At 71.5% G+C, this 19,352-nt stretch carries 24 protein-coding genes; 12 read left to right on the plus strand and 12 right to left on the minus strand.

Annotated elements, in window-relative coordinates; genetic code table 11:
* The first annotated feature begins 6 nt into the window (after window positions 1-6).
* The 4 genes from CHC05_RS03125 (at window position 7) to CHC05_RS03140 (ending at window position 2,859) form a co-directional block, all read left to right on the plus strand.
* Window positions 7-369, plus strand: coding sequence for a hypothetical protein (locus CHC05_RS03125; protein ID WP_089244384.1), 363 nt, complete (start codon window positions 7-9; stop codon window positions 367-369).
* A gap of 62 nt (window positions 370-431) precedes the next feature.
* Window positions 432-932: a SigE family RNA polymerase sigma factor gene (locus CHC05_RS03130; protein ID WP_089244386.1), complete on the plus strand. Its 501-nt coding sequence runs from the start codon at window positions 432-434 to the stop codon at window positions 930-932.
* Window positions 929-2,302, plus strand: a complete 1,374-nt coding sequence (locus CHC05_RS03135) for a hypothetical protein (protein ID WP_089244388.1) — start codon at window positions 929-931, stop codon at window positions 2,300-2,302. Before CHC05_RS03130 ends, CHC05_RS03135 begins: the two co-directional genes overlap by 4 nt.
* A gap of 191 nt (window positions 2,303-2,493) precedes the next feature.
* Entirely contained in the window at window positions 2,494-2,859 is a 366-nt protein-coding gene (locus CHC05_RS03140) for a hypothetical protein (protein WP_089244390.1), read from the plus strand.
* Between the two features lie 57 nt (window positions 2,860-2,916).
* On the opposite strand, the gene CHC05_RS40505 is transcribed toward CHC05_RS03140, so the two are convergent.
* From CHC05_RS40505 to CHC05_RS03150, 3 genes are all read right to left on the minus strand, one after another.
* Complete coding sequence (locus CHC05_RS40505; protein ID WP_144022456.1) at window positions 2,917-3,315, minus strand: hypothetical protein; 399 nt, start codon at window positions 3,313-3,315, stop codon at window positions 2,917-2,919.
* A gap of 253 nt (window positions 3,316-3,568) precedes the next feature.
* Window positions 3,569-3,838, minus strand: a complete 270-nt coding sequence (locus CHC05_RS03145) for a hypothetical protein (protein WP_089244392.1) — start codon at window positions 3,836-3,838, stop codon at window positions 3,569-3,571.
* Between the two features lie 100 nt (window positions 3,839-3,938).
* Complete coding sequence (locus CHC05_RS03150; protein WP_245870644.1) at window positions 3,939-6,110, minus strand: MMPL family transporter; 2,172 nt, start codon at window positions 6,108-6,110, stop codon at window positions 3,939-3,941.
* A 190-nt stretch (window positions 6,111-6,300) separates the two neighbouring features.
* Between CHC05_RS03150 and CHC05_RS03155 the strand changes: the two genes are divergently transcribed.
* Genes CHC05_RS03155 through CHC05_RS03175 form a run of 5 tightly spaced genes read left to right on the plus strand, consistent with a single transcriptional unit; the run spans window position 6,301 to window position 10,423 of the window.
* Window positions 6,301-7,077, plus strand: coding sequence for an SDR family NAD(P)-dependent oxidoreductase (locus tag CHC05_RS03155; RefSeq protein ID WP_245870632.1), 777 nt, complete (start codon window positions 6,301-6,303; stop codon window positions 7,075-7,077).
* A 10-nt stretch (window positions 7,078-7,087) separates the two neighbouring features.
* Complete coding sequence (locus CHC05_RS03160) at window positions 7,088-7,867, plus strand: NAD(P)H-binding protein (RefSeq protein WP_089244394.1); 780 nt, start codon at window positions 7,088-7,090, stop codon at window positions 7,865-7,867.
* 41 nt (window positions 7,868-7,908) lie between these two features.
* Window positions 7,909-8,838: an NAD-dependent epimerase/dehydratase family protein gene (locus CHC05_RS03165; RefSeq protein ID WP_089244396.1), complete on the plus strand. Its 930-nt coding sequence runs from the start codon at window positions 7,909-7,911 to the stop codon at window positions 8,836-8,838.
* A 27-nt stretch (window positions 8,839-8,865) separates the two neighbouring features.
* The gene (locus CHC05_RS03170) at window positions 8,866-9,714 is read left to right on the plus strand and encodes an ADP-ribosylglycohydrolase family protein (RefSeq protein ID WP_089244398.1); all 849 of its coding nucleotides are present in this window, start codon (window positions 8,866-8,868) and stop codon (window positions 9,712-9,714) included.
* A 28-nt stretch (window positions 9,715-9,742) separates the two neighbouring features.
* A complete protein-coding gene (locus tag CHC05_RS03175) occupies window positions 9,743-10,423 on the plus strand; it encodes an ElyC/SanA/YdcF family protein (protein ID WP_089244400.1) in 681 nt (226 codons plus the stop codon).
* On the opposite strand, the gene nudC is transcribed toward CHC05_RS03175, so the two are convergent.
* Both nudC and CHC05_RS03185 read right to left on the minus strand, forming a co-directional pair.
* Window positions 10,406-11,311: an NAD(+) diphosphatase gene (gene nudC, locus CHC05_RS03180; protein WP_089244402.1), complete on the minus strand. Its 906-nt coding sequence runs from the start codon at window positions 11,309-11,311 to the stop codon at window positions 10,406-10,408. The genes CHC05_RS03175 and nudC overlap by 18 nt on opposite strands.
* 21 nt (window positions 11,312-11,332) lie before the next feature.
* Entirely contained in the window at window positions 11,333-12,589 is a 1,257-nt protein-coding gene (locus tag CHC05_RS03185; protein WP_144022457.1) for an alpha/beta hydrolase, read from the minus strand.
* A gap of 241 nt (window positions 12,590-12,830) precedes the next feature.
* On the opposite strand from CHC05_RS03185, the gene CHC05_RS03190 reads away from it, so the two are divergent.
* Window positions 12,831-13,289, plus strand: a complete 459-nt coding sequence (locus CHC05_RS03190; protein ID WP_089244406.1) for a hypothetical protein — start codon at window positions 12,831-12,833, stop codon at window positions 13,287-13,289.
* Here the strand turns inward: CHC05_RS03190 and CHC05_RS03195 are convergent.
* The 5 genes from CHC05_RS03195 to CHC05_RS03215 form a co-directional block, all read right to left on the minus strand.
* A complete protein-coding gene (locus CHC05_RS03195; RefSeq protein ID WP_089244408.1) occupies window positions 13,286-14,035 on the minus strand; it encodes an endonuclease/exonuclease/phosphatase family protein in 750 nt (249 codons plus the stop codon). The two genes, CHC05_RS03190 and CHC05_RS03195, sit on opposite strands and share 4 nt — an antisense overlap.
* Window positions 14,036-14,127: 92 nt before the next feature.
* Window positions 14,128-14,967, minus strand: a complete 840-nt coding sequence (locus tag CHC05_RS03200) for an ABC transporter permease (protein ID WP_089244410.1) — start codon at window positions 14,965-14,967, stop codon at window positions 14,128-14,130.
* A complete protein-coding gene (locus tag CHC05_RS03205) occupies window positions 14,964-15,926 on the minus strand; it encodes an ABC transporter ATP-binding protein (RefSeq protein ID WP_089244412.1) in 963 nt (320 codons plus the stop codon). The genes CHC05_RS03200 and CHC05_RS03205 overlap by 4 nt, the downstream gene beginning before the upstream one ends.
* Window positions 15,923-16,990: a hypothetical protein gene (locus CHC05_RS03210; protein WP_089244414.1), complete on the minus strand. Its 1,068-nt coding sequence runs from the start codon at window positions 16,988-16,990 to the stop codon at window positions 15,923-15,925. The genes CHC05_RS03205 and CHC05_RS03210 overlap by 4 nt, the downstream gene beginning before the upstream one ends.
* Window positions 16,974-17,477 (minus strand): sigma-70 family RNA polymerase sigma factor, encoded by a 504-nt coding sequence (locus CHC05_RS03215; protein ID WP_089244416.1) that lies wholly within the window; start codon window positions 17,475-17,477, stop codon window positions 16,974-16,976. Before CHC05_RS03215 ends, CHC05_RS03210 begins: the two co-directional genes overlap by 17 nt.
* A 103-nt stretch (window positions 17,478-17,580) precedes the next feature.
* Between CHC05_RS03215 and CHC05_RS03220 the strand changes: the two genes are divergently transcribed.
* Window positions 17,581-18,069: an NUDIX hydrolase gene (locus tag CHC05_RS03220; RefSeq protein WP_089244418.1), complete on the plus strand. Its 489-nt coding sequence runs from the start codon at window positions 17,581-17,583 to the stop codon at window positions 18,067-18,069.
* Between the two features lie 5 nt (window positions 18,070-18,074).
* On the opposite strand, the gene CHC05_RS03225 is transcribed toward CHC05_RS03220, so the two are convergent.
* A complete protein-coding gene (locus CHC05_RS03225; protein WP_089244420.1) occupies window positions 18,075-18,320 on the minus strand; it encodes a hypothetical protein in 246 nt (81 codons plus the stop codon).
* 119 nt (window positions 18,321-18,439) lie between these two features.
* Between CHC05_RS03225 and CHC05_RS03230 the strand changes: the two genes are divergently transcribed.
* Window positions 18,440-19,021 (plus strand): GNAT family N-acetyltransferase, encoded by a 582-nt coding sequence (locus CHC05_RS03230; RefSeq protein WP_179266028.1) that lies wholly within the window; start codon window positions 18,440-18,442, stop codon window positions 19,019-19,021.
* A gap of 51 nt (window positions 19,022-19,072) precedes the next feature.
* Here the strand turns inward: CHC05_RS03230 and CHC05_RS03235 are convergent, their stop codons facing one another.
* Window positions 19,073-19,348, minus strand: a complete 276-nt coding sequence (locus tag CHC05_RS03235) for a YciI family protein (RefSeq protein WP_089244424.1) — start codon at window positions 19,346-19,348, stop codon at window positions 19,073-19,075.
* Window positions 19,349-19,352 lie beyond the last annotated feature (4 nt).

Here is a 19,352-nt window from a genome sequence, read left to right on the forward strand (position 1 = left end):
TGCCGCATGACCCGGAGCAGCCGCCGCACCGAGATCTCGCCCGAGGACCGCGTCCGCGACGCCCGCGCGCGCTGGTGTGCGAAGTGGATGAAGCTGACGTTCACGGTCGCGCTGCTGGCGTTCGGGGCGACGTGGTTCACCTCGGCGACGAACCTGGGTCACCCGCTGCTGCCGTACCTGGCGGTGATCTCGATCCTCGCCAACATCTTTTCGGCGGTCGTCATCCGGATGGCCCGGCGGGTGGCGCCGAGCCGCTTCCCGGTCACCTGGCGCGGGAAGGCCGGCAACGTCGGCGGTTTCGGCCTGCACCTGCTGCTCACCTTCATGTCGGTGCTGATGTTCCTGCTCGCCACAAGAATCTTCGACTGAACCGCAACGTTTCCCGTGCCGCCCGGGTCGTGAAGGTAGCGACGGCCTAGAAGGAGTACCGGGTGGCGGAAGACGACAGCGGGTTCCGGGAGTTCATAGACCTGCGGTACGGCGATCTGTTGCGGATCGCGTACCTGCTCACCGGTTCCGCGCACGACGCCGAGGACCTGGTGCAGTCCGCACTGCTCAAGGTGATGCGGCGCTGGTCCAAGGTGGACGAACCGTTCGCGTACCTGCGGCGCACCATGGCCAACCAACACATCAGCGTGTGGCATCGGGTGCGCTCGCGGGAGTCCGTCGGCACCCAGCCGCCCGAGCACGGCGGTGACGACCCGGCCGACCGGGTGGTGCGGCGCCACGCCCTGGTCGCGGCCCTGCGCGGCCTGCCGCCGCGTACCCGGGTGGTGGTGGTCCTGAGATATCTCGACGACCTGCCCGAAGCCGAGGTCGCCGCCATGTTGGGCTGGCCGGTCGGCACGGTGAAGAGTCACGCGTCCCGCGGCCTGGCCCGGCTGCGCGTCGCTCTCGGCGAACAGGAACTGATGAAGGGAAACCAGCGATGACCGTGGACGAACGCGTTCATGCCGCACTCGTCGACCTCGCCGACGAGGTCCGGCCGGCGCCCGATCCGTATGGTCGCCTGCGCGCTCGCCTCCGACGGGTCCGCCGGCGGCGCGCGGGGTTGGCGGGAGCGGGGCTCGCGCTGATCGCGCTGGTCGCGGCCACGTTGCCGCTGCTGCCGAGCCGTGAAGATCCGGCCGTCGTAGAGCGGCCCCGCGACATCCATCAGTGGGCGGAAGAGCTTCGGCACTCTCCCGTGCGCGGCGCGGTCGGCACGACCGACCCGGCATTCGTCGAGCTGTTCGGCGCGCTGGTGTACGAGCGGGTCCAGGTGGGCGCCTATGGCAGCATCGCGCCGGTCAGCGAGGTCAACGTGCTCTATGTCGACGACATCGGCAGTACCCGGGTCGCGTTCGTCGCGTTCCACCGGCGCACACCCAACCCCGTCTCGCGATGGGAGAACGGCGGTGCCTGGTTCGTGGCCCGAAACGGCGCGTCGGTTAGCGAGTTGGCCGACCCGAGAGCAACCGCCGGCATCGGCGACGCCCTGCAACCGTTCGAGACTCGGGCCAACCCGTCCGGCCCCGGCAACACGGCCGCCGGCGTAGTGCTCGGGTTGGCACCGGCCGGTTGCGTCGTGGAGTCCGCACCGCTCCCGGATCTCGACGTCTGGACGCCGGAGCCGACCGGATCCTTCGTGGTGCGAACCACCGCCACGGAGCGGGCAGAATGGTGGCGGGTGGTGTGTGCCGGGACGGTGAAGGAGCTGCGGCCGGCCGAGACCTCTCGGTGGTCGGGGATGGGGCGGCCCACCGACGCCGAGCTCGACGCCGCCCTTGTGGGCGCCCGAGGCCAGATTGATCGAGACCTCGCCCGCGACGAGCTCGGCGCCACCTGGGACATCTCCAACCGAAGCACAGGGCCGACCAAAGTGATCTGGGGTGGCCGCCTCGCCGGTGTCCTGGACGGCGCCGACGGCCGTGCGGTGGTCCTCGCCACGCCGTTCGTGGGTGGCGGGTGGCAGCTCCGCGTCAACCTCCTCCACACGAAGCTTGGGCCGGAGAGTCCGAACAACACGGGCTTCTTCACGTGGACTCCGGCGAATCCGGCCGACACGGGTGCCGTGCTGCCGCTTTCGCTCAGTGCGGGCTTCGCGAAGCTCGTCATCGCGCCCGACGGGGCGAAGAGCGTACGAGCCGTCCGCGACGGCGTCACCATCGACACGGCGGAGGTGACCGCCTCGGCGGCCGTCGTCGACGGACCCGACGCCGGCCGGGTCACCTTCGAGGCCCTCGACGGCGACGGCAAGGTCATCGCCGCCGCCAAGCTGCCGACGGCGTCACCACCTCAGACCGATTACTCGACGTGGTGACGGGGGACGTAGCGCCCTGGTGAACTCAGGAGGCCGCGCAGTCGAGGTGCGGGTTGCCGTCGCACGGCGGTGACGTTCCGGGCATCTGTTCGGGCAGGCAAGTCCGGCCGGTTGGAGGTACGGGTCGGCCGGGCTCGTGGCTTTAGGCTGCGCCGGTTGATCTTGAAGGATCGGAACGGAGAAACACGGAAATGAGCTTGCGAGACAAGCTGGTTGCGCGCACACAGCCGCTGCTGCCGGAGGAACAGGTTCAACAGGTCTTCCTCGCCCAGTCGGGCGTTTCGCCGTGGCTCAGTGGGCTCGCCGGGTTGCTGGGCGAGACACTGGTCCGTCGGCGTATCGTCGCCGTCACGGATCGATCCATTGTGGTCTTCGCGACGAGCTTCAGCGGCACCAAGCCGATAGCCGTCGTGCGCCGACTTCCCCGAGCCACGCAGATCGGCCCGGCCAAGGGCATCTGGGCCCGCATCAACGTCGGAGATGAGAAGACCTGGTCGCACGCCAAGTTCCGCAAGGAGATCCGGGCTGCGGACGCCGCCCTGACCGGGGTGCGCTAAGACGGCGGGTGGCGGCCCGATCGCTCGGGCCGCCATCCGCGATGTTACGTCTGCGGCCTAGTAGGCACGGGGACTGCTGCCGGTGAGATAAGTAGAGTTGCCGTTCACCGTCAGGGTCATCACGGTTATAGCGCCCCCGGCAGGCATCGCGGCGGAGATCGCCGAGTGATGGCCCGTGGTGCAGCTGTGGTTTCCGCGCTGCTTCAGTAGGGTGCCAGAGTTCGAGGTGACAAGTTTGTAGCTCACGGAACAGCTACTGAAGGTGCCCCGGCTGTTGATGTAGATGTCGCCAAAGACCGACGAACCGTTGTCGCTGCTGCAAACACCGATGTTCCAACCGCTCCTTACAGCGGTGAAACAGCCTCCTCCGGCGGCGCTCGCAGGGGAAGCGATAGCCATCCCCGCGGCCACGGCGACTCCCACCATCACCGGCGCGATCCACCCACGCAGTCGCATGCGCTGTCTCCTTCCGCGCGCGAGAGATCTTCTCGGACGCGAGGTAGACATTAGTCTTTGCCGATGTCGCAGATGTCCCCGCTCGACAAAATGGATCAATCGGTACCAGTCCCGCAGCGCCCACTTCCGTTCTACCAGCGATGATTCGCCGATGCCGGCCTATTACCCAGATCGGTCCACTGTAGTCTTCGCGCCGGACGGCGTGGGCTTGGGAACGGAGGATGGCAGCCCGATCGCTCGGGCCGTCATCGCTTCACGCGGTTGGCGTGGGCGAAGGCTTGCGGGTGCCCAGGAAGTACGTGACGGCCACGCCGACGATGGCCAGGAGGATCTGTAGCGTTATTTCTTTCCAGCCGTAGTCGCGGTCGTCGCCGAACAGCAGCGCCAGCAATGCCGCGACCAGCGCGCCGGCCACGGCGAGCGCGGGTGCGAGCCACACGGCGTTGGGCTGCCGGCCCCGCAGGGCGAAGCCGCCCGCCAGCCCGATGACCACGCCGATAATGATGGCGAAGAGGAAGTTCATGTCGGATACAGCCTTTCTTTCCTAGAAGGCGCCGATGGACCTGACATGTGTCCCAGGTTCGGAGACCGTTGTCAATGCGTCACATCGGCGCCTTCATGGGTCAGGGCCGATCCGCGAGCACCGTCTCCTCAGGTGCCCGCTCAGGCTCCGCCACGGGTGGGGCCGTGTCGCCGTGGCCTGGCCACCAGGCGCGGCGGCCTACCAGCGCGGTCACGCTGGGCACCAGGAACATCGCCATCACGAACGCCGCGATCAGGATGCCGACCGAGACCGAGAAGCCCATCTCCATCAGGAACGAGACGCCGGCCAGCAGCATCGAGGCGAACGTGCCCGCCAGGATCAGGCCGGCCGCGCCGACGGACGGGCCGGCGTGCTCGACGGCGAGGTCGGCCGCGGTGCGCGGATCGTGGCCGAGCCGCGCCTCCTCGCGTAGTCGCGCGATCATCAGGATGTTGTAGTCGGTGCCGATGGCGACCACGAACAGATAGAGGATGATCGGCAGCGAGAACGACAGGCCGGGCCGGTCGGCGATGCCCTGGAAGACGATCACGGTCGCGCCGAGCGTCGAGAAGAAGCCCAGGACCACCGCGACGATCAGGTAGACCGGCGCGACCAGGCTGCGTAGCAACAGCGCGAGGATCACCGCGATCAGCAGGCCCGCGACCGGGAAGATGACCCGCAGGTCGCGGTCGTTGGCGTCCTTGATGTCGGCGAAGACGGAGCTCAGCCCGCCGACGTAGGCCCGGGTGCCCGGCGGCGCCGCCGCGTGCGCGATGTCGCGCAGCTCGCCACCGGCGAGGGCGAGGGCCTCGTTCGAGTACGGACTGCCGGCCAGCAGCAGGTCGAACCGCGCCACCGAACCGTCCTGGCTCACCGTCGCCGGGCTGCCGTCGGGACCTTGCATGATGCTGCCGACGCCCGGCACCGCCCGCAGCCGATCGGCGACCGCCGGCAGCGACGAAGCGTCGATCCGGCCGTCGCCGTCGGCCTGGAGGATGACCTGGGTCGGGGCCAGCGCGCCGGCCGGGAAGCCGGCCTGCAGCGCCTCGTAGCCCTCGGCCGACTCGGTGCCGCCGGGTAGCTGCGCGTTCTGGTCGTAGTCGGTCTTCATGAACAGCGCGCCGGCCGCGAGCGCGACCATCAACCCGCCGGAGACCAGCGCGACGACCGCGGGCCGGCGACCGGTGAACCGACCGAGCCGCTGGAAGGTGGTGCCCTTCGGGGTGCGCTTCCAGCTCTTCGACGGCCAGAAGACCGCGGTGCCGAAGAGCGACACGATGGCCGGGACGAGCGTGACCGCGGCCAGGCCCATCACCACGACCGCGATGGCGAGGGCCGGGCCGAGGCTGCGGAAGGCACCGAAGACGGCGAGCAGCAGGGCCAGGAACGCGATCACGATGGCGCCGGCGGCGGACGCGATCACCTCGCCGACCCGGTGCACCGAGGTGACCAGGGCCGGCTTGGTCTGGTCGCCGGCACGCAGCCGCTCCCGGAACCGGAAGAGCAGGAACAGGATGTAGTCGGTGCCGACGCCGTACAACACGATGGTCAGAATGATCTCGATCGACGGGTCGGCGTCCATGCCGAACACGTCGGCCATCGTCGCGATCAACCCGGTGGAGACCACGGTGACGATGCCGACGGTGATCAGCGGCAGGATCGCCGCGAGCGGGCTGCGGTAGATGATCAGCAGCAGCACGACGATCAGGATCAGGGTGGCCGCGCCGACGATCACCAGCGCGTTGTTGAACGCGTCCTCGTTGTCGGCGTACATCGCGATGTCGCCGGTGACCAGGCGTTCGAGGCCGGTGCCGGCGAGCACCGGGTCGCTGGCGGTGCGGATCTCCTTGATGGCCGCGGTGAGCGTCGGATCCTGCGGGTTGTCGCCGAGGCCCACGGTGACGAGCTGGACGAGCCGGTTGGGCGAGACCGCCTGCGGTGCGGTGACGGCACCGGTGACCTTCGCGATGCCGGCCCCGGAGATCGCCTCGGCCAGCCGGCCGACGGTGGCCTGGTCGGCCGCGGTCAGCTCACCGCCGTCGGACCGCTTGACCACGATCGTCGCGGTGGCGCCGTCGGACTCGCCGAACGCGCCCTGGGCGATCTCGGTCGCGCGGATCGACTCGTAGCTGCTCGGCAGGAAGTTGGCCTGGTCGGACGTGGTGACCAGGGACGGCGCGAACGCGATGGACGCGGCGGCGGCCGCCAGCCAGGCGACGATCACCCACCATCGCTTGTAGACGACGAACCGCCCCAACCGTTCGAACATCATGCCCCCCAAGCCGCCCCACGGTAGATGACAGAGCGTACGCGGTGCACCCAAACCGCGCGGCCCATTATCGATGGGCTGATCGGTCCAAAAAGGACCAGTCCCGGACGCCCGTCCTGCCCCGGCAGCCACGGAAACACGCGTTCGAACCGGAGCGGCGCACGGCCGGCGTAGCGTGGTCGGGAGGAACGAGGTGAGCACCACGATGACCACGCTCGACGAGAAGGTTGTGCTGATCACCGGTACGGGCAGCGGGCTCGGGCGCGTGGCGGCGCTGGCCTTCTCCCGCGAGGGCGCGAAGGTGGTGGGCTGCGACCTCAACGTCGCCGGCAACGACGAGACGGTCGAGCAGGTCCGGCACACCGGCGGCCAGATGACCGGCGTCGCACCGGTCGACCTGACCGACCCCGGGCAGGTGGACCGGTTCGTGGAGCAGGCCGCCGGGGCGTACGGCGGGCTGGACGTGGTCTACAACAACGCGGCGGCGCTGCGCTTCGGCCCGATGCCCGACTACTCGGTCGAGGACTGGCGCTTCACGATCGCCGGCGAGCTGGACATCCCGTTCTTCGTGTCGAAGTACGCCTGGCCCCACCTGACGAAGCGCGGCGGTGGCGTGATCATCAACGCCGCGTCGATGGCCGGCATGATCGCCGGCGAGAACCCGCCCATGGTCGGGCACTGTGCGGCGAACGCCGGCATCATCGGCATGACGCGGCAGCTCGCCCTGGAGGGCGCCAAGGTCGGCATCCGGGCGGTGACGATCAGCCCCGGGCCGACGCTGACCCCGGCCGCCGACCGCGACCTGGGCGACAACCAGGTGGCCCGGGACGCGATCACCGCCAAGACGCTGCTCAAGCGGTTCGCGCGGCCGGAGGAAGTCGTAGAGCTCGCGGTCTTCCTGGCCTCCGACCGGGCCGGCTTCATCACCGGCGCGAACTACGCCGTCGAGGGCGGCGCGACCGCCTGGTAGACCTGTACGGATGAGAATCGCGGTCACGGGTGGCACGGGCAACGTCGGTGGCGAGGTGGTGCGGCTGCTGTCCGCGTCGGGTGGCCACGAGGTGGTGGCGCTGTCCAGCCGCAGCGCGCCCTACGACGACCCGGCCGCACTTCTTGCGGCGCTCGACGGCGTCCGAAAGCTGGTGTTCGTGTCCAGCGACGGCGAGGCCGCCCGCGTCATCGTGCACCACCGCAACGTCCTCGCGGCCGCCGCGGCCAGCGGCGTCGCGCACGTCGTGCTCCTCAGCGGCCTGGACGTGGATCTCGACTCGCCGTTCTGCTACGCCTTCACCAACGGCGACACCGAGCGGCTCCTGCGGGCCGGCGACATCCCGTACTCGATCGTCCGGGCCGGCCTCTACACCGAGTTCTTCCACAGCCTGCTGCGCCAGGCCAGCGCCGGCACCGACTCCGTCGCGCTGCCGGCCGGCGACGCCCGGGTCTCGCTGGTCGCCCGCAGCGACGTCGCGCGGTGCCTGGCCGCACTGGCCCTGCGGGGGCCCACCAACCGGCACCACGACGTGACCGGGCCGGAGAGCCTGCCGGTCGCGAAGATCGCGGAGGCCGCCGGATACTCGTATGCCGACACCACCTCTGCCGAGTTCGCGGCGACGCTGACGCGGCTGGGCGAGGAGCCGTGGTGGGTCTACGCCTACAGCTCGATGTTCGCGGCCATCCGGCAGAACCGGTGGGAGCGGACCTCCGACGCGGTCATGGAGCTCACCGGTCGTCCGGCAGAAAACCCGACAAACAACGCATAAAACGCCGGGTTGACCCGCTGTCTCACGGGAAGACGACGGACATGCGAGTCTTCGTCACCGGAGCGACCGGAGCGTTGGGCCGGCACCTCGTGCCGGGGCTGGTCGACGCCGGACACCAGGTCACCGCGACCACGCGTACGCCGGCGAAGGTCGACGGTCTGCGAGCCCAGGGCGCGGAGCCGGTGGTCGTCGACGGGCTCGACCGCGAAGCGGTGATCACGGCCGTGCTGGCCGCCGCGCCGGACGTGATCGTGCACCAGATGACCGCCCTGGCGAACGCGCACAACCTCCGCAAGCTCGACCAGGAGTTCGCGGCGACCAACGAGCTGCGTACCCGGGGCACCGACAACCTGCTGGCCGCCGCCGAGCGCGCCGGCACCCGCCGCGTCGTCGCGCAGGGCCACAACTTCGTCTACGCGCGCTCCGGCGGCCCGGTCAAGACCGAGGAGGACGACCTCGACGCGCGACCGGTCCCGTCGGCGGCACAGGCGATGGCCGCGATCCGCTACGTGGACACGACCGTGCCGCAGGCGGTGCCGGAGGGCATCGTGCTGCGCTACGGCACGTTCTACGGTGGCGACCCCACCACGGACCCGATGCTGGCCGCGGTCCGCAAGCGCCAGATGCCGGTCGTCGGCGGCGGCACGGGCGTCTGGTCGTTCATCGAGACCAGCGACGGCGCGGCCGCGACCCGGGCGGCGGTCGAACGCGGCGCGCCCGGCGTCTACAACGTCGCCGACGACGAGCCGGCACCGGTCGCGGAGTGGCTGCCGTACCTGGCGGAGCTCACCGGCGCGAAGCCACCGATGCGGCTGCCAGCCTGGCTGGGCCGGGTCCTCGCCGGCGAGTTCATCGTCACCCAGATGACCGAGGCCCGCGGCTGCTCGAACGCGAAGGCCCGGGCCGAGCTCGACTGGGAGCCGCGCTACCCGAGCTGGCGAGAGGGCTTCCGGGCCTGGGTCGCCAGTTGATCGACGTCGGGGCACAATAGGCCCCACATGACCATGCTCGACCTCTGCCACGACAGCCTGGACGGCCTGTCCGTCGGCGACGCGCTCGGCGCCCAGTTCTTCGTTCCCGGCACCAGCCTGGCGGCGCTGCGCGCCGGAGACCTGCCCGACGCGCCCTGGCCGTGGACGGACGACACCGAGATGGCCTGCTCCGTCGTCGACGAGCTCCGCGCGCACGGCGCCATCGACCAGGACCGGCTGGCCGCGCGCTTCGCCGAGCGGTTCGAGCCGTACCGCGGCTACGGCGGCGGCGCCGTGGTCCTGTTGCGCCAGATCCGCGAGGGCGTGCCCTGGCGCGTCGCCGCCCGGGCCGCGTTCGACGGCAACGGGTCCATGGGCAACGGAGCGGCCATGCGGGTGGCGCCGCTCGGCGCGTTCTACGCCGGTGACCACCGCACCGCCGCCCTGCAGGCCATGCTCTCGGCCGAGGTCACGCACGCCCACCCCGAGGCGGTCCTCGGTGCCGTCGCCGTCGCGGTCGCCGCGTCCGCACATCGTTCCTCCTCCACCGAGCTGCTCGACGTCGTCCTCGACCACCTCGCCGAGAGCCGCGTCCGGTCCGGCATCGTCCGCGCCCGGGGGCTGCTCGGTGTCAGCGTCGCGGAGGCCGCGTACGAGTTGGGCAACGGTTCGCGGGTGCTGGCCTTCGACACGGTCCCGTTCACGCTGTGGGTCGCCGCCACGCACCTGGACGACTATCCCGCCGCGATCACGGCCTGCGTCGAGGCCGGCGGGGACGTCGACACCACCGCGGCCATCGTCGGCGGCATCGTCGCGACGCACGTCACCGTGCCGGCGGCGTGGTTGCGGCGGCGTGAGCCGCTGCCGGCCTATTAGGCTGGTGGGGCCAAGATCAGGAGTGTGAATGGTTTTCCACGGTGCGGCGCCCCGCGTCCTCAGCGGCGTCGACCGCTTCCCCGCCGGGCGGCTGCTCGAGGTGGTGGACGCGCTCACGGTGGTGCTGTCATTGCCGCAGGCCGCGGCCGACCGGGTCGACGCGCTGGTCGTGGCCACCGGGCAGGGTGAGGAGTGGCGGCTCACCCACGCGATCCGTCTTTGGGAGAGCAATCCGCGGCTGCGCACCCTGTTGGTGGCCAACGGGAACCCGGCGGAGGCGACCTATGCCGAGCTCACCGTCGACTACCTGCGCGGCCTCGGGCTGACCCGCGTCGACGGCGTCGACATCCAGGCCGAGGCGGCGCCGAACACCGGTTTGCAGGCCGCCTGGATCGTCGAGCGGGTGCGGGCCCTGGGCATCACGAGCCTCGCGGTCACCGTCTCGGCGTACCACCTGCTCCGGGTCTATCTCACGGTCCTGCGGGCGATGAGCGACGACGGCGTCCGCATCCCGCTGATCCCGGTGCCGGCCGCGATCGCGCCGGGCGCACGGGTGCCGGAGACCGGTGCGACCGCGTACGAGCTCATCCCGGGCGAGGTCGACCGCATCCTCACGTACGCGGACCGCGGTTTCCTGGCCACGCCCGCCGAGCTGCGCGAGTATCTGGCGTGGCTCTGGCGACAGCACCGGTCACTGCTGGTCGGCTGACGCGGGCGCACACAGGCCGGCCCAGGAGCGCAACAGGTGGCCGCCGATCGAGTCGACCGGGCCTGAGCCCGGGCCGTCGACGATGCGCGCCACGATCTCGGCGCGGGTGAACCAGCGGGCCTCGACCAGTTCGGCGCCGTCGACCGTGACAGCGTCCGAGGTGGCGGTCGCGACGAAGCCGACCATGAGGCCCGCCGGGAACGGCCAGCCCTGCGAGCCCTGATACGCCACCGCGCCCACCGTGACGCCGGCCTCTTCCGCGAGTTCGCGGCGCACCGCGCCTTCCAGGCTCTCGCCGATCTCTACGAAGCCGGCCAGCAGGGAGAAGCCGTCCGGGCCGGCGCCGTGGTGGCGGGCGAGCAGGCACCGGTCCCCGCGCTCGACGAGCACGATCACCGCGGGCTCGATCCGGGGGAACAGCTCGCGCCCGCAGCCGCGGCAGAGCCGGAGGTGGCCGGCGTGCCGGCTGTCGGTCGGCCCGCCGCACGATCCGCAGAATCGGGTCTGGCGGTTCCAGTGCAGCAGACCTCGCGCGTACGCCAGCGTCGCCAGCACCGGTCCGGGCAGGGTCGTGGCCAGCGCGCGCAGGTCGGTGCTGGAGTGCGCGGCGGCGAGGCGCACCGCCTCGGCCTCCTCGACGTCGCTGAGGTCGGCGGCGAAGACCGCCGTCGGGCCGTCCACGCTCAGCAGGGCCGTCTGGTGCGCATCCCCGACAGCGGTCAGCGTCGCCGGCTGGCCGCCCGCCGTCAGCAGCGGCCGGCCCCGCCACATCGGGATGATCCGGGTGTCGCCGGCGCGCAACCGCTCGGCGACCCAGTCGGGATCCGTCCGCAGCCGTGCGGCCCGGTCGCCCGGGGTCGAGGTGTAGGCCAAGCCGTCGTACGCCATGTGGGGATCGTGCCCCACGGGTCAGCGGCGCCAGCCGCCGGTGGCGGTGGCGGGCTCGGCCGTGGCGTCGGCGAGCGTCTCCGGGCAGATCTGGCGCATGACGAGGTGCAGGCAGTTCTCCCGCTCGGGCTCGTCCCAGTAGCCGCCGTGGGTCAGCAGGCCGGTGCGGGTCCAGACGTTGCGGTACGTCAGCGTCTGGCTGGTGTAGCGCCGGCACACGGGTCGCACACCGGCGACGGTCACGACGTCCGGGCTCTGCTCCGCCGGGGCGTACGCGTAGTCGTCGCCGTCGACCATGTTCGACGCGAGGATGTCGGCCGGGATGTAGATGTTCGTCCACGGCAGGCCGGGCACGCGTTCCTGCCGGTCGTCCGCGTACGTCGGGAAGTAGAGCCGCACGAAGTCGAGCGGGCAGGCGACGGTGACCAGGCCGGCGATCGCGTCGCGGTGCCGCGCGTCCAGCGGCTGGGCCAACGACCGGCGTGGGAAGGCGAAGTCCATCGCGATCAGGGCGCCGATGCTGTAGCCGACGACGTACACCTTGCGGCCCGGATCCTGCTCCAGGAGGTCGTCGATGGCGCTGTCGACGAGCCCGGTGACGCCGGCGGCGTGCCGCTCGTCCTGGGCATACGCGAGGACCTGCTCGAGCAGCTTGGCACCGCGGGCGACCGCCGGGCGCACGCTGAAGAACATCCAGGTGGTCAGCGCGGTCCCACCGAGGGCGACCGCGTCGGCGGCGGTGTCCGGGACGGCGGGCTCGGTCCACAGCCCGAGCGCGACCAGGATCGCCAGCCCGGTGAACACCGCGGACAGCATCAACAGGAACACCGCGCCCAGGCCGAGGACGAGCTGGAACTTGGCCACAGTGGACTTGGCCCGCTTGCCCGCCGACAACAGCATGAGCACGGCGCCGACCAGATGGGCGAGCGCGAGCCCGAAACGGCGGATGGTCGGAGCGATGCGGGTACCGGCGACGTCGGGGAGGCCCAGGGCCGCGTGGTAGTCGACCGTGAAGAGGTCGAGGACCGCGCCGCCGTCGGCGTCCACGACGCGCCGGCCCTCGGACAGGTGCTTGCTGGGGCTCGAAAGCTCCTGGGCGACGTACGTGCCGGGACCTTTGCTGGCCTTGATCGCGATGAGCTCGGCCACCCGGGCTGCCGAGTTTCGCGGCGACTTCCGAATGCCGGGCAGGAAGAGCGCGACCGGCGGCGGGGTGGCCGCTGGGGCCCGCCGGGCGCGGGACCGGCGTGGGGCGGGCGCGGCTAGTGAGTCGGCCATCGGGCCAGATTAGTCGGCCCCTTTCTTGATAAATTCGAATGCGACGCAGCTGTCCCTCATTGGGATTAGTGAGAACGGCGGATCAGGCGACGTCGATCCGGCCGGCATTGGCCTGGCAGAACCGGGGGGTCTCATGGCCAGCAGCGCATTTCACAAATGGGTCCAAGATGGTCGACCGTGGCGAGATGCCCGTCCCATCGCCGAGACCAAGGTCCTACTCAAAGCGGCGCACCCGAACACCGTGGTCGGCGTACCCGTGCTGACGCTCACGATGGGCGGGATCCAGTGCGACGCGGCACACCTGGAAGCCGCGACGCCGAAGGACCACACGCCTTACTCCACCGACCAATGGCCTGACCCGCTGCCCAAGCGACCCGGGGGCTATGTGGTGTGCGCCATCGACTACATGGACGACACGGGCGGCCTCGACTGCGACGCGCTGTTCCCGCGCTGGATCGAGGACTGCAAGGCCGGCCGCCGGCCGTGGACGAAGTACCTGATCTGGCAGGGCAAGAGCTACGGCGTGCGCACCGACTGGAAGCCGTTCGACGCCGCGGGCCACTTCGACCACATCCACGAGTCGGTTCGCACCGACTGGATCGCCAAGAGCATCGGCAGCTACAACCCGTTCGCCGACAGCCTGCGGCTCCGGGAGGACGAGGTGAGGGTCCTGCTCGCCCAGGAGATGGGCGCGTACTAGGCCGGCAGCGTGACCGACAGCGCCGGGTGGTCCGTCGTACCCGCCATGTCGATGATGCTTCGGCGGGCCTGGCCCGGCGCACCCGTGACGGCAACGTGTTGGAGGCCGCCGTCCGATCCGTCCTCATAGGACCCCGGTAGGCACGTCGTGAGGTTGCCGAGGTTGAAGTCGCCGCCCACGACGACCGGGCCCGGGAAACCGGCCGCCACCGTGGTGAAGAAGTGGCGGCACTGGGCCAGCGCGATCAGCGGGCTGGTGCTGACCAGGTGCGTGGTGCAGGCGACGAACCCCCGCGCGGCCGGAGCGCACAGCCAGGCCCGACCTTCCGGACCGACCGGATCCTGGATCGGGTACGTGTCACCGTGCCCGAGCCCGTCGTCGGCGCGGCGGACCAGCAGGCCGATCCCGTACGGCTCACCGTCCCGGCACTGGATCGGGTCGCCCACCCGCCGATCGATGGCTGGCTGGAACGAGACCGCGGCGCCGCGGCCCAGCGCCCGGGCGAGCGTGTCGACGTCGGAGCGGCAGATCTCGTTGAGCGTCACCACGTCCGGTCGTTCGGCGGCGATCACGTGTGCCGCTTCGGCGACCGCCCGCCCGGTGTAGCAGCCGGCCCAGCCGCTGTTGCACAGGTTGAGCTGCAACACGTGCAGACCCTGCGCGGCCCGGGCGTCCAGCGCGGCGAAGGCCAGGCCGACCACCATTCCCACCGTGGCCAGGCAGCGGTTGAAGCGGTGCGCGATCATCGTCCGCCTCGCAATCCCGTCGGGGGCTGCGAGCCGGCTGCGTCGCGCCTAACCCGTATTCGGCGCGGCGCGAGCAGCGGATTGGCGCGACGTCACAGATCCCGCCGGCGGAACGCAAGCCCGGCCAGGCCCAGCACCAGGGCGACCCAGAGGGTCGTCCACGCGAGGTAGGTCCACGTGACCGACGCGTCGCTCATGAACGGATGCCCCTTCATGCCGGGGCCGAGGCTCATCAGCAGCGTCGGGTCCTGGAAGGCGTTCATGGCCCCGCGCCACAGCCCGTCGGTCGGCAGCAGGACCCGGGACACCTCGCCGATCCGCTCCACGCTCGCGTTGTTGAGGGAGTGGCCGACCCAGCCGACCACGCCGGCGATCCAGGTCGCGCCGAACAGGCCGACCGCGACGATGCCCGACGCCATCGGCGAGATGACGCTGGACAGCAGCAGCCCGAGGGTGAGCAACGCGGTGGTCTCGGCGGCGAGCAACGCCAACCCGGTCGCCGGCGCCGGCGGCCAGTAGTCCATGGTGATCCACACGATCAGAAGCTGGGCCAGCCCGGCCACGGCGACGAAGCCACAGCCGAAGACCGCGAGGCCCAGCCACTTGCCGACCAGCACCGAGGACCGCCGGACCGGGCGGGCCAGCATGGCCAGGGAGGCGCCCGACTCGATCTCGCCGGCCAGGGTCGGGCCGGCCAGGAACGCGGTGCCGAGCGCGGCGATCAGGCTCAGCCCGAACATCACCAGGTTGAGCACGATGGACGCGGCCAGCCGCGCCTCGCCGCTGGTGAGCCCGCCGAACTCGGCGTTCATCTGGTGGAAGCCCCAGGCGCTCAGGCCCAGCAACACGAACGTCATCACCGCGAGGGCCCGCAGCACCTTGCGGCGGGCCGCCTCCCGCAGGGTGAGGGCGGCCATGGTCAGGACGATCATCGGTGCTCCTCGGTGCCGGTACGAAGGATGTCGAGCAGCCGCTCCTCGAGGCTGATCCGCCCCGGCTCCACGGCGTGCACCCGCACCCCGAGCTCGACGAGGTCGGCGACGAGGTCCGGCACGGTGCCGGAGTCCGGGTCGGCGGGCAGCGCGACCGTGAACAGGTCGCCGTCGCGGGTGAGCGTGCCGGTGGCAGCGAGCCGCGCCGACGCGGCGTCGTCGACCTTGTCGAGCCGCAGCCGCAGCTCGCGCTGCCCGAGCAGCTCGGTGAGCGTGCCCTCAGCGGCGATCTTGCCATTGTCGAGGATGACGACGCGGTCGCAGACCCGCTCCACCTCGCCGATCAGGTGCGAGTTGAGCAGCACGGCGACGCCCCGCGACCGCAGCGAGAGCAGCAGGTCCCGCACGTCGGCCCGGCCGATCGGGTCCAGGGCGCTGGTCGGCTCGTCGAGCACGACGAACTCCGGCCGGGCCACCAGCGCCACGGCCAGCCCGAGGCGCTGCTGCATGCCCTTGGAGAAGCCGCCGACCCGGTCGCCGGTCCGGTCGGCCAGGCCGACCAGAGCGAGGCATTCGCGGCGTTCGGCGGCGGGCACGGAGGCGCCGGCGAGCCGGACGTGCAGGTCGAGCACCTCGGCGGCGGTCAGCCAGGGCTGGTAGCGGAACAGCTCCGGCAGGTAGCCGACCTTGGCCCGGGAGCGCGGGTCGCGGGAGGGCCGGCCGAGCAGCAGCACCTCCCCCGCGTCCGGCCGGACCAGCCCCAGCAGCATTTTGATCACCGTGGTCTTGCCGGCGCCGTTCGGGCCGAGCAGCCCGAGCACCTCGCCCCGGCCGACCGTGAACGACACGTCGTCGACGGCGGTCCGCTTCCGGTAGCGCTTGCGCAGGCCCGAACACCACACGGCGGCGGTCGGCGGCAGGTCGGCGAGGACCTCCTCGGCGCTGGGTGCGGCGCTCATCGGGCACCCAGCCCGCGGGCCACCGCGAGCACCTCGTCGCCGCTCAGCGGGCCGGCCACGGCGGTGACGACGTTGCCGTTGAGCCAGAGCACCGCCGCCATCGTGCGGTCCCGCGACGTGAGCAGGGTCGCCGGCACTCCCCCGACGTCGGTGGCCGTGCTCTTCATGTGCTCGACCGACATGAACAGTGGCAAGGTCGTACCCTCCGCGGAGAAGTTCTTCAGCTGCGCGGCGACGTTCGCCGGCAGGATGGGCAGGGACAGCAGATAGTCGCGGGCCGTGCCGAACGGCACCCCGGTCGAGTACGCCGTCGGCGTGACCGCCCGGACCACGACGAGCCCGGGCGTCGGGCGGCCCTCCGACCACATCGCGGCCAGGCCGGGGCCGGCGGTCAGCCGGAACTGGCTGCCGTCCAGACCCGGCGGCGGTGGCGGCAGGGTGTGCCCCTTGGCGCGGGCCGTCTGCTCCGCGCGCTCGGCCGAGTAGGTGAACAGCGCGCTCGCCCGCGCCCCCACGTGGTAGGTCGGCTGGCCGCTGACCCCCTTCGGCAGGTCGGTCACCTGGGGCACGGTCAGTCCCGTGGCCTGGGCCGCGGCGGCCGCGTCGGCGACCTGGCGGATCTCGACCGGCTCGATCGGCGTGAGCTCGCCGAACTCGTCGAGCTCCGGCATCTTGATCAGGTCGGCCTCGGGCGCGGTGACCGGCGCGATGCGCTCGGTGCGGAAGATCTCGAGCCAGTCGCCGGCGGCCGCGGCGCTGGCCCCGGCCAGCACGACGGCGACCCCGATGGCGGCGACCACCGGGCTGCGCAGCCGCCAACGGCGGGCGGGTCTTGATGGTCGCACCCGGGTCGCGGGGGCGGTGGAGAGCCGTTGCCAGCCGGCGTCGACGTCCACGGTCACCTCCGTGTCGAGCGCGGCGCTCGCGGCGGCCGCGTCCCGCTGGGCGGCGGCGAGCCCGGCCTTGCACCGCTCGCAGTCGGCGACGTGGGCGCGGTCGGCGTCGGCGACCCCGGCCGGCTCGTCCAGGAGCCGGCGCAGCGTGCCGTCATTCGGATGGCGCATGACGGTTCAACTCCTCCCGAAGGGCGATCTCGGCGCGCCGCACGGTGGTGCCGACGCTGCCGGGCGAAAGATCGAGGGCGGCCGCGACCTCGGCGTAGCTGAGCCCGCTGTGCCGCAGGACGAGGGCCACCGCCTGCTTGCGAGGCAGTCGGGCCAGCGCCGCGCGTACCCGGCGACGCTCGTCGAGGGTGACCACCGCGTCCGCGACATCCGGCACGGAGGTCGCGCCGTCGCGGACCGCGGCCTCGCGCGCCGCCCGCCGCCGGCCCGACCGCAGGTGGTTGAGCGCGGTGTGCGCGGCGGCGACGGACAGCCAGCCGAGCGCCTCGGCGGCCGGCACGGCCGACCGACCGAAGGTCAGGAACACCTCCTGGGCGACGTCTTCGGCCTCGCTCCGCGACCCGAGCACCCGGGCCGCGACGGCGACGACCCGGGGGTACGCGGAACGGAACACCTGTTCGAGGTCGGCCCGAACGGCTCGGGGCATGGAAACCACTACGCCGCCCTTCCGCCCGACCAGCACCGCTTCAACGTCCACACCTGGGTAGCACCGCCGCGGCCCAGGATGTGACACGGCTACGTTCTACGTCGTGCAGGCCATCCTCGCCACCCTCGGCTACGTGCTGTCACCGGACCGCGACCGGGTCCTCCTGATCCACCGCGACGCCCGCCGGGATGATCACCACTTCGGCAAGTACAACGGGTTGGGCGGCAAGCTGGAGCCGGACGAGGACCTGGCCGGCGGCATGCGCCGGGAGATCCGCGAGGAGGCCGGCATCGACTGCGATGAGCTCGAACTGGCCGGCACGATGTCCTGGCCAGGCTTCGGCCGGGCGGGCGAGGCCTGGTTCGTGGGCGTGTTCCGCGTGCCGACGTGGAGCGGCACGCCACTGACCGCGAACCCGGAGGGCACGCTGGTCTGGACCCCGATCTCCGACGTGCTGGCCGGTCAGGTCCCGATGTGGGAGGGCGACCGGGCGTTCCTCCCGTACGTCTTCGCGGACCACCCCCGCCAGTTCCACGGGGTGATGCCGTACGAGAACGGCCGCCCGACGTCGCGGAGCTTCACGGAGCTCTGAGCGGGCTATTCGTCGCGAGCCATCCGAGCCGCGCGAACCAGCTGGACCACACCGCCGACCAACAGGAGCACCCCGACGACGCCGGCGATGACCAGGTTGCGGTTGGCAGCGGCGGCCTCGGCCTGCATCTCAGCAGTGGGGTTCTGGTCCGGGATCAGGTCGGAGGTCATGAACAGGAACCCGCCCGGAACGACGACCGCGGCGACGATCAGCAGAATGCCCCACGTCTGGGTAGTACGGCTCGGATACACCGCGACAGGATCGCACGCCGCGATCAAACCGTGTGCGCGAGCGGAGATGCGGTGCGAGACTCGCCGACGTGACGGAACCGCACTGGCCGCTGTTCGGCCTTCGCCTGAGCTGTCGGGACGTGCGACTGCGACCAGTGCGCGAGGCCGACCTGCCGTTGCTCGCGTCGATGCAGCCCGACGACTACGAGCACGACCCGCGCGTCGAGATGTTGGCGGGGCTGGACTTCGCCGCCAACCGTGCCCGGCTCGTCTACCAGAACCACTGGCGGGCGCTCGGCACCTGGTCGCCCGAATCGTGGCAGCTCGACTTCGCCGTCGAATACCAGGGCGCGGTCGTCGGCGTGCAGGCCCTGGAGGCCGAGGGCTTCCCTACCCTGCGTACCGTCGACTCCGGCTCCTGGCTCGTGCCTTCGGCACGGGGGCGCGGCGTCGGGGTGGCCATGCGGATGGCCGTCCTGGGGTTGGCTTTCGACCATCTCGGCGCCCTGGCCGCGATCAGCTCCGCCCGCCACGACAACGGCGCCTCGCTCGGCGTCTCCCGGAGACTCGGCTACACCGGCAACGGCGTCAGCCTCAACGCCTCCGGGCGCGGCCTCGTGGAGCTCCAACACCTGCGGTTGACGGCCGAGCAGTGGGGCCATGGCGGCGAGACGACCGTCGACGGCCTGGCGGAGTGCCGGCCGTGGTTCGGCCTGGCGTAGTCAGGCCCGGGGCGCGCACCGCACTCCCCGGGCCTTTCCCCACTGAAGCCGTCAGGACGGGAGACCGACCGTGATCTTCCATTCCTTCAGCTCGCGGTCCTTGGTCACGTCGAGCTGCGTGTACGGGTCCTGCGCGACCAGTGCCTCCGCGCTCGCCAGGTCGTCGGCGGCCAGCACGATGATGCCGCCGCTCAGGTCGGCCAGGGGGCCCGCCAGCACCAGCGCGCCGTCCGCCTTCAGCTTCGCCAGGTGCTCCAGGTGGTCGGGGCGCTTCTCGGCGCGCAGCGGGGTGTCGTTGTAGCCGTACGTCAGGATGAAGTGGGCCATGGTC

Origin of the sequence: Asanoa hainanensis (genome assembly GCF_900188485.1) — a bacterium.
Lineage (GTDB): Bacteria > Actinomycetota > Actinomycetes > Mycobacteriales > Micromonosporaceae > Asanoa > Asanoa hainanensis.

Bases quoted from the DNA above. Each gene is read 5' to 3' on its own strand.
- CHC05_RS03125 (WP_089244384.1), top strand. From the start codon at position 7: ATGACCCGGAGCAGCCGCCGCACCGAGATCTCGCCCGAGGACCGCGTC.
- CHC05_RS03135 (WP_089244388.1), top strand. From the start codon at position 929: ATGACCGTGGACGAACGCGTTCATGCCGCACTCGTCGACCTCGCCGAC.
- CHC05_RS03140 (WP_089244390.1), top strand. From the start codon at position 2,494: ATGAGCTTGCGAGACAAGCTGGTTGCGCGCACACAGCCGCTGCTGCCG.
- CHC05_RS40505 (WP_144022456.1), bottom strand. From the start codon at position 3,315: ATGCGACTGCGTGGGTGGATCGCGCCGGTGATGGTGGGAGTCGCCGTG.
- CHC05_RS03145 (WP_089244392.1), bottom strand. From the start codon at position 3,838: ATGAACTTCCTCTTCGCCATCATTATCGGCGTGGTCATCGGGCTGGCG.
- CHC05_RS03150 (WP_245870644.1), bottom strand. From the start codon at position 6,110: ATGATGTTCGAACGGTTGGGGCGGTTCGTCGTCTACAAGCGATGGTGG.
- CHC05_RS03160 (WP_089244394.1), top strand. From the start codon at position 7,088: ATGAGAATCGCGGTCACGGGTGGCACGGGCAACGTCGGTGGCGAGGTG.
- CHC05_RS03165 (WP_089244396.1), top strand. From the start codon at position 7,909: ATGCGAGTCTTCGTCACCGGAGCGACCGGAGCGTTGGGCCGGCACCTC.
- CHC05_RS03170 (WP_089244398.1), top strand. From the start codon at position 8,866: ATGACCATGCTCGACCTCTGCCACGACAGCCTGGACGGCCTGTCCGTC.
- CHC05_RS03175 (WP_089244400.1), top strand. From the start codon at position 9,743: ATGGTTTTCCACGGTGCGGCGCCCCGCGTCCTCAGCGGCGTCGACCGC.
- nudC (WP_089244402.1), bottom strand. From the start codon at position 11,311: ATGGCGTACGACGGCTTGGCCTACACCTCGACCCCGGGCGACCGGGCC.
- CHC05_RS03185 (WP_144022457.1), bottom strand. From the start codon at position 12,589: ATGGCCGACTCACTAGCCGCGCCCGCCCCACGCCGGTCCCGCGCCCGG.
- CHC05_RS03195 (WP_089244408.1), bottom strand. From the start codon at position 14,035: ATGATCGCGCACCGCTTCAACCGCTGCCTGGCCACGGTGGGAATGGTG.
- CHC05_RS03200 (WP_089244410.1), bottom strand. From the start codon at position 14,967: ATGATCGTCCTGACCATGGCCGCCCTCACCCTGCGGGAGGCGGCCCGC.
- CHC05_RS03205 (WP_089244412.1), bottom strand. From the start codon at position 15,926: ATGAGCGCCGCACCCAGCGCCGAGGAGGTCCTCGCCGACCTGCCGCCG.
- CHC05_RS03210 (WP_089244414.1), bottom strand. From the start codon at position 16,990: ATGCGCCATCCGAATGACGGCACGCTGCGCCGGCTCCTGGACGAGCCG.
- CHC05_RS03215 (WP_089244416.1), bottom strand. From the start codon at position 17,477: ATGCCCCGAGCCGTTCGGGCCGACCTCGAACAGGTGTTCCGTTCCGCG.
- CHC05_RS03235 (WP_089244424.1), bottom strand. From the start codon at position 19,348: ATGGCCCACTTCATCCTGACGTACGGCTACAACGACACCCCGCTGCGC.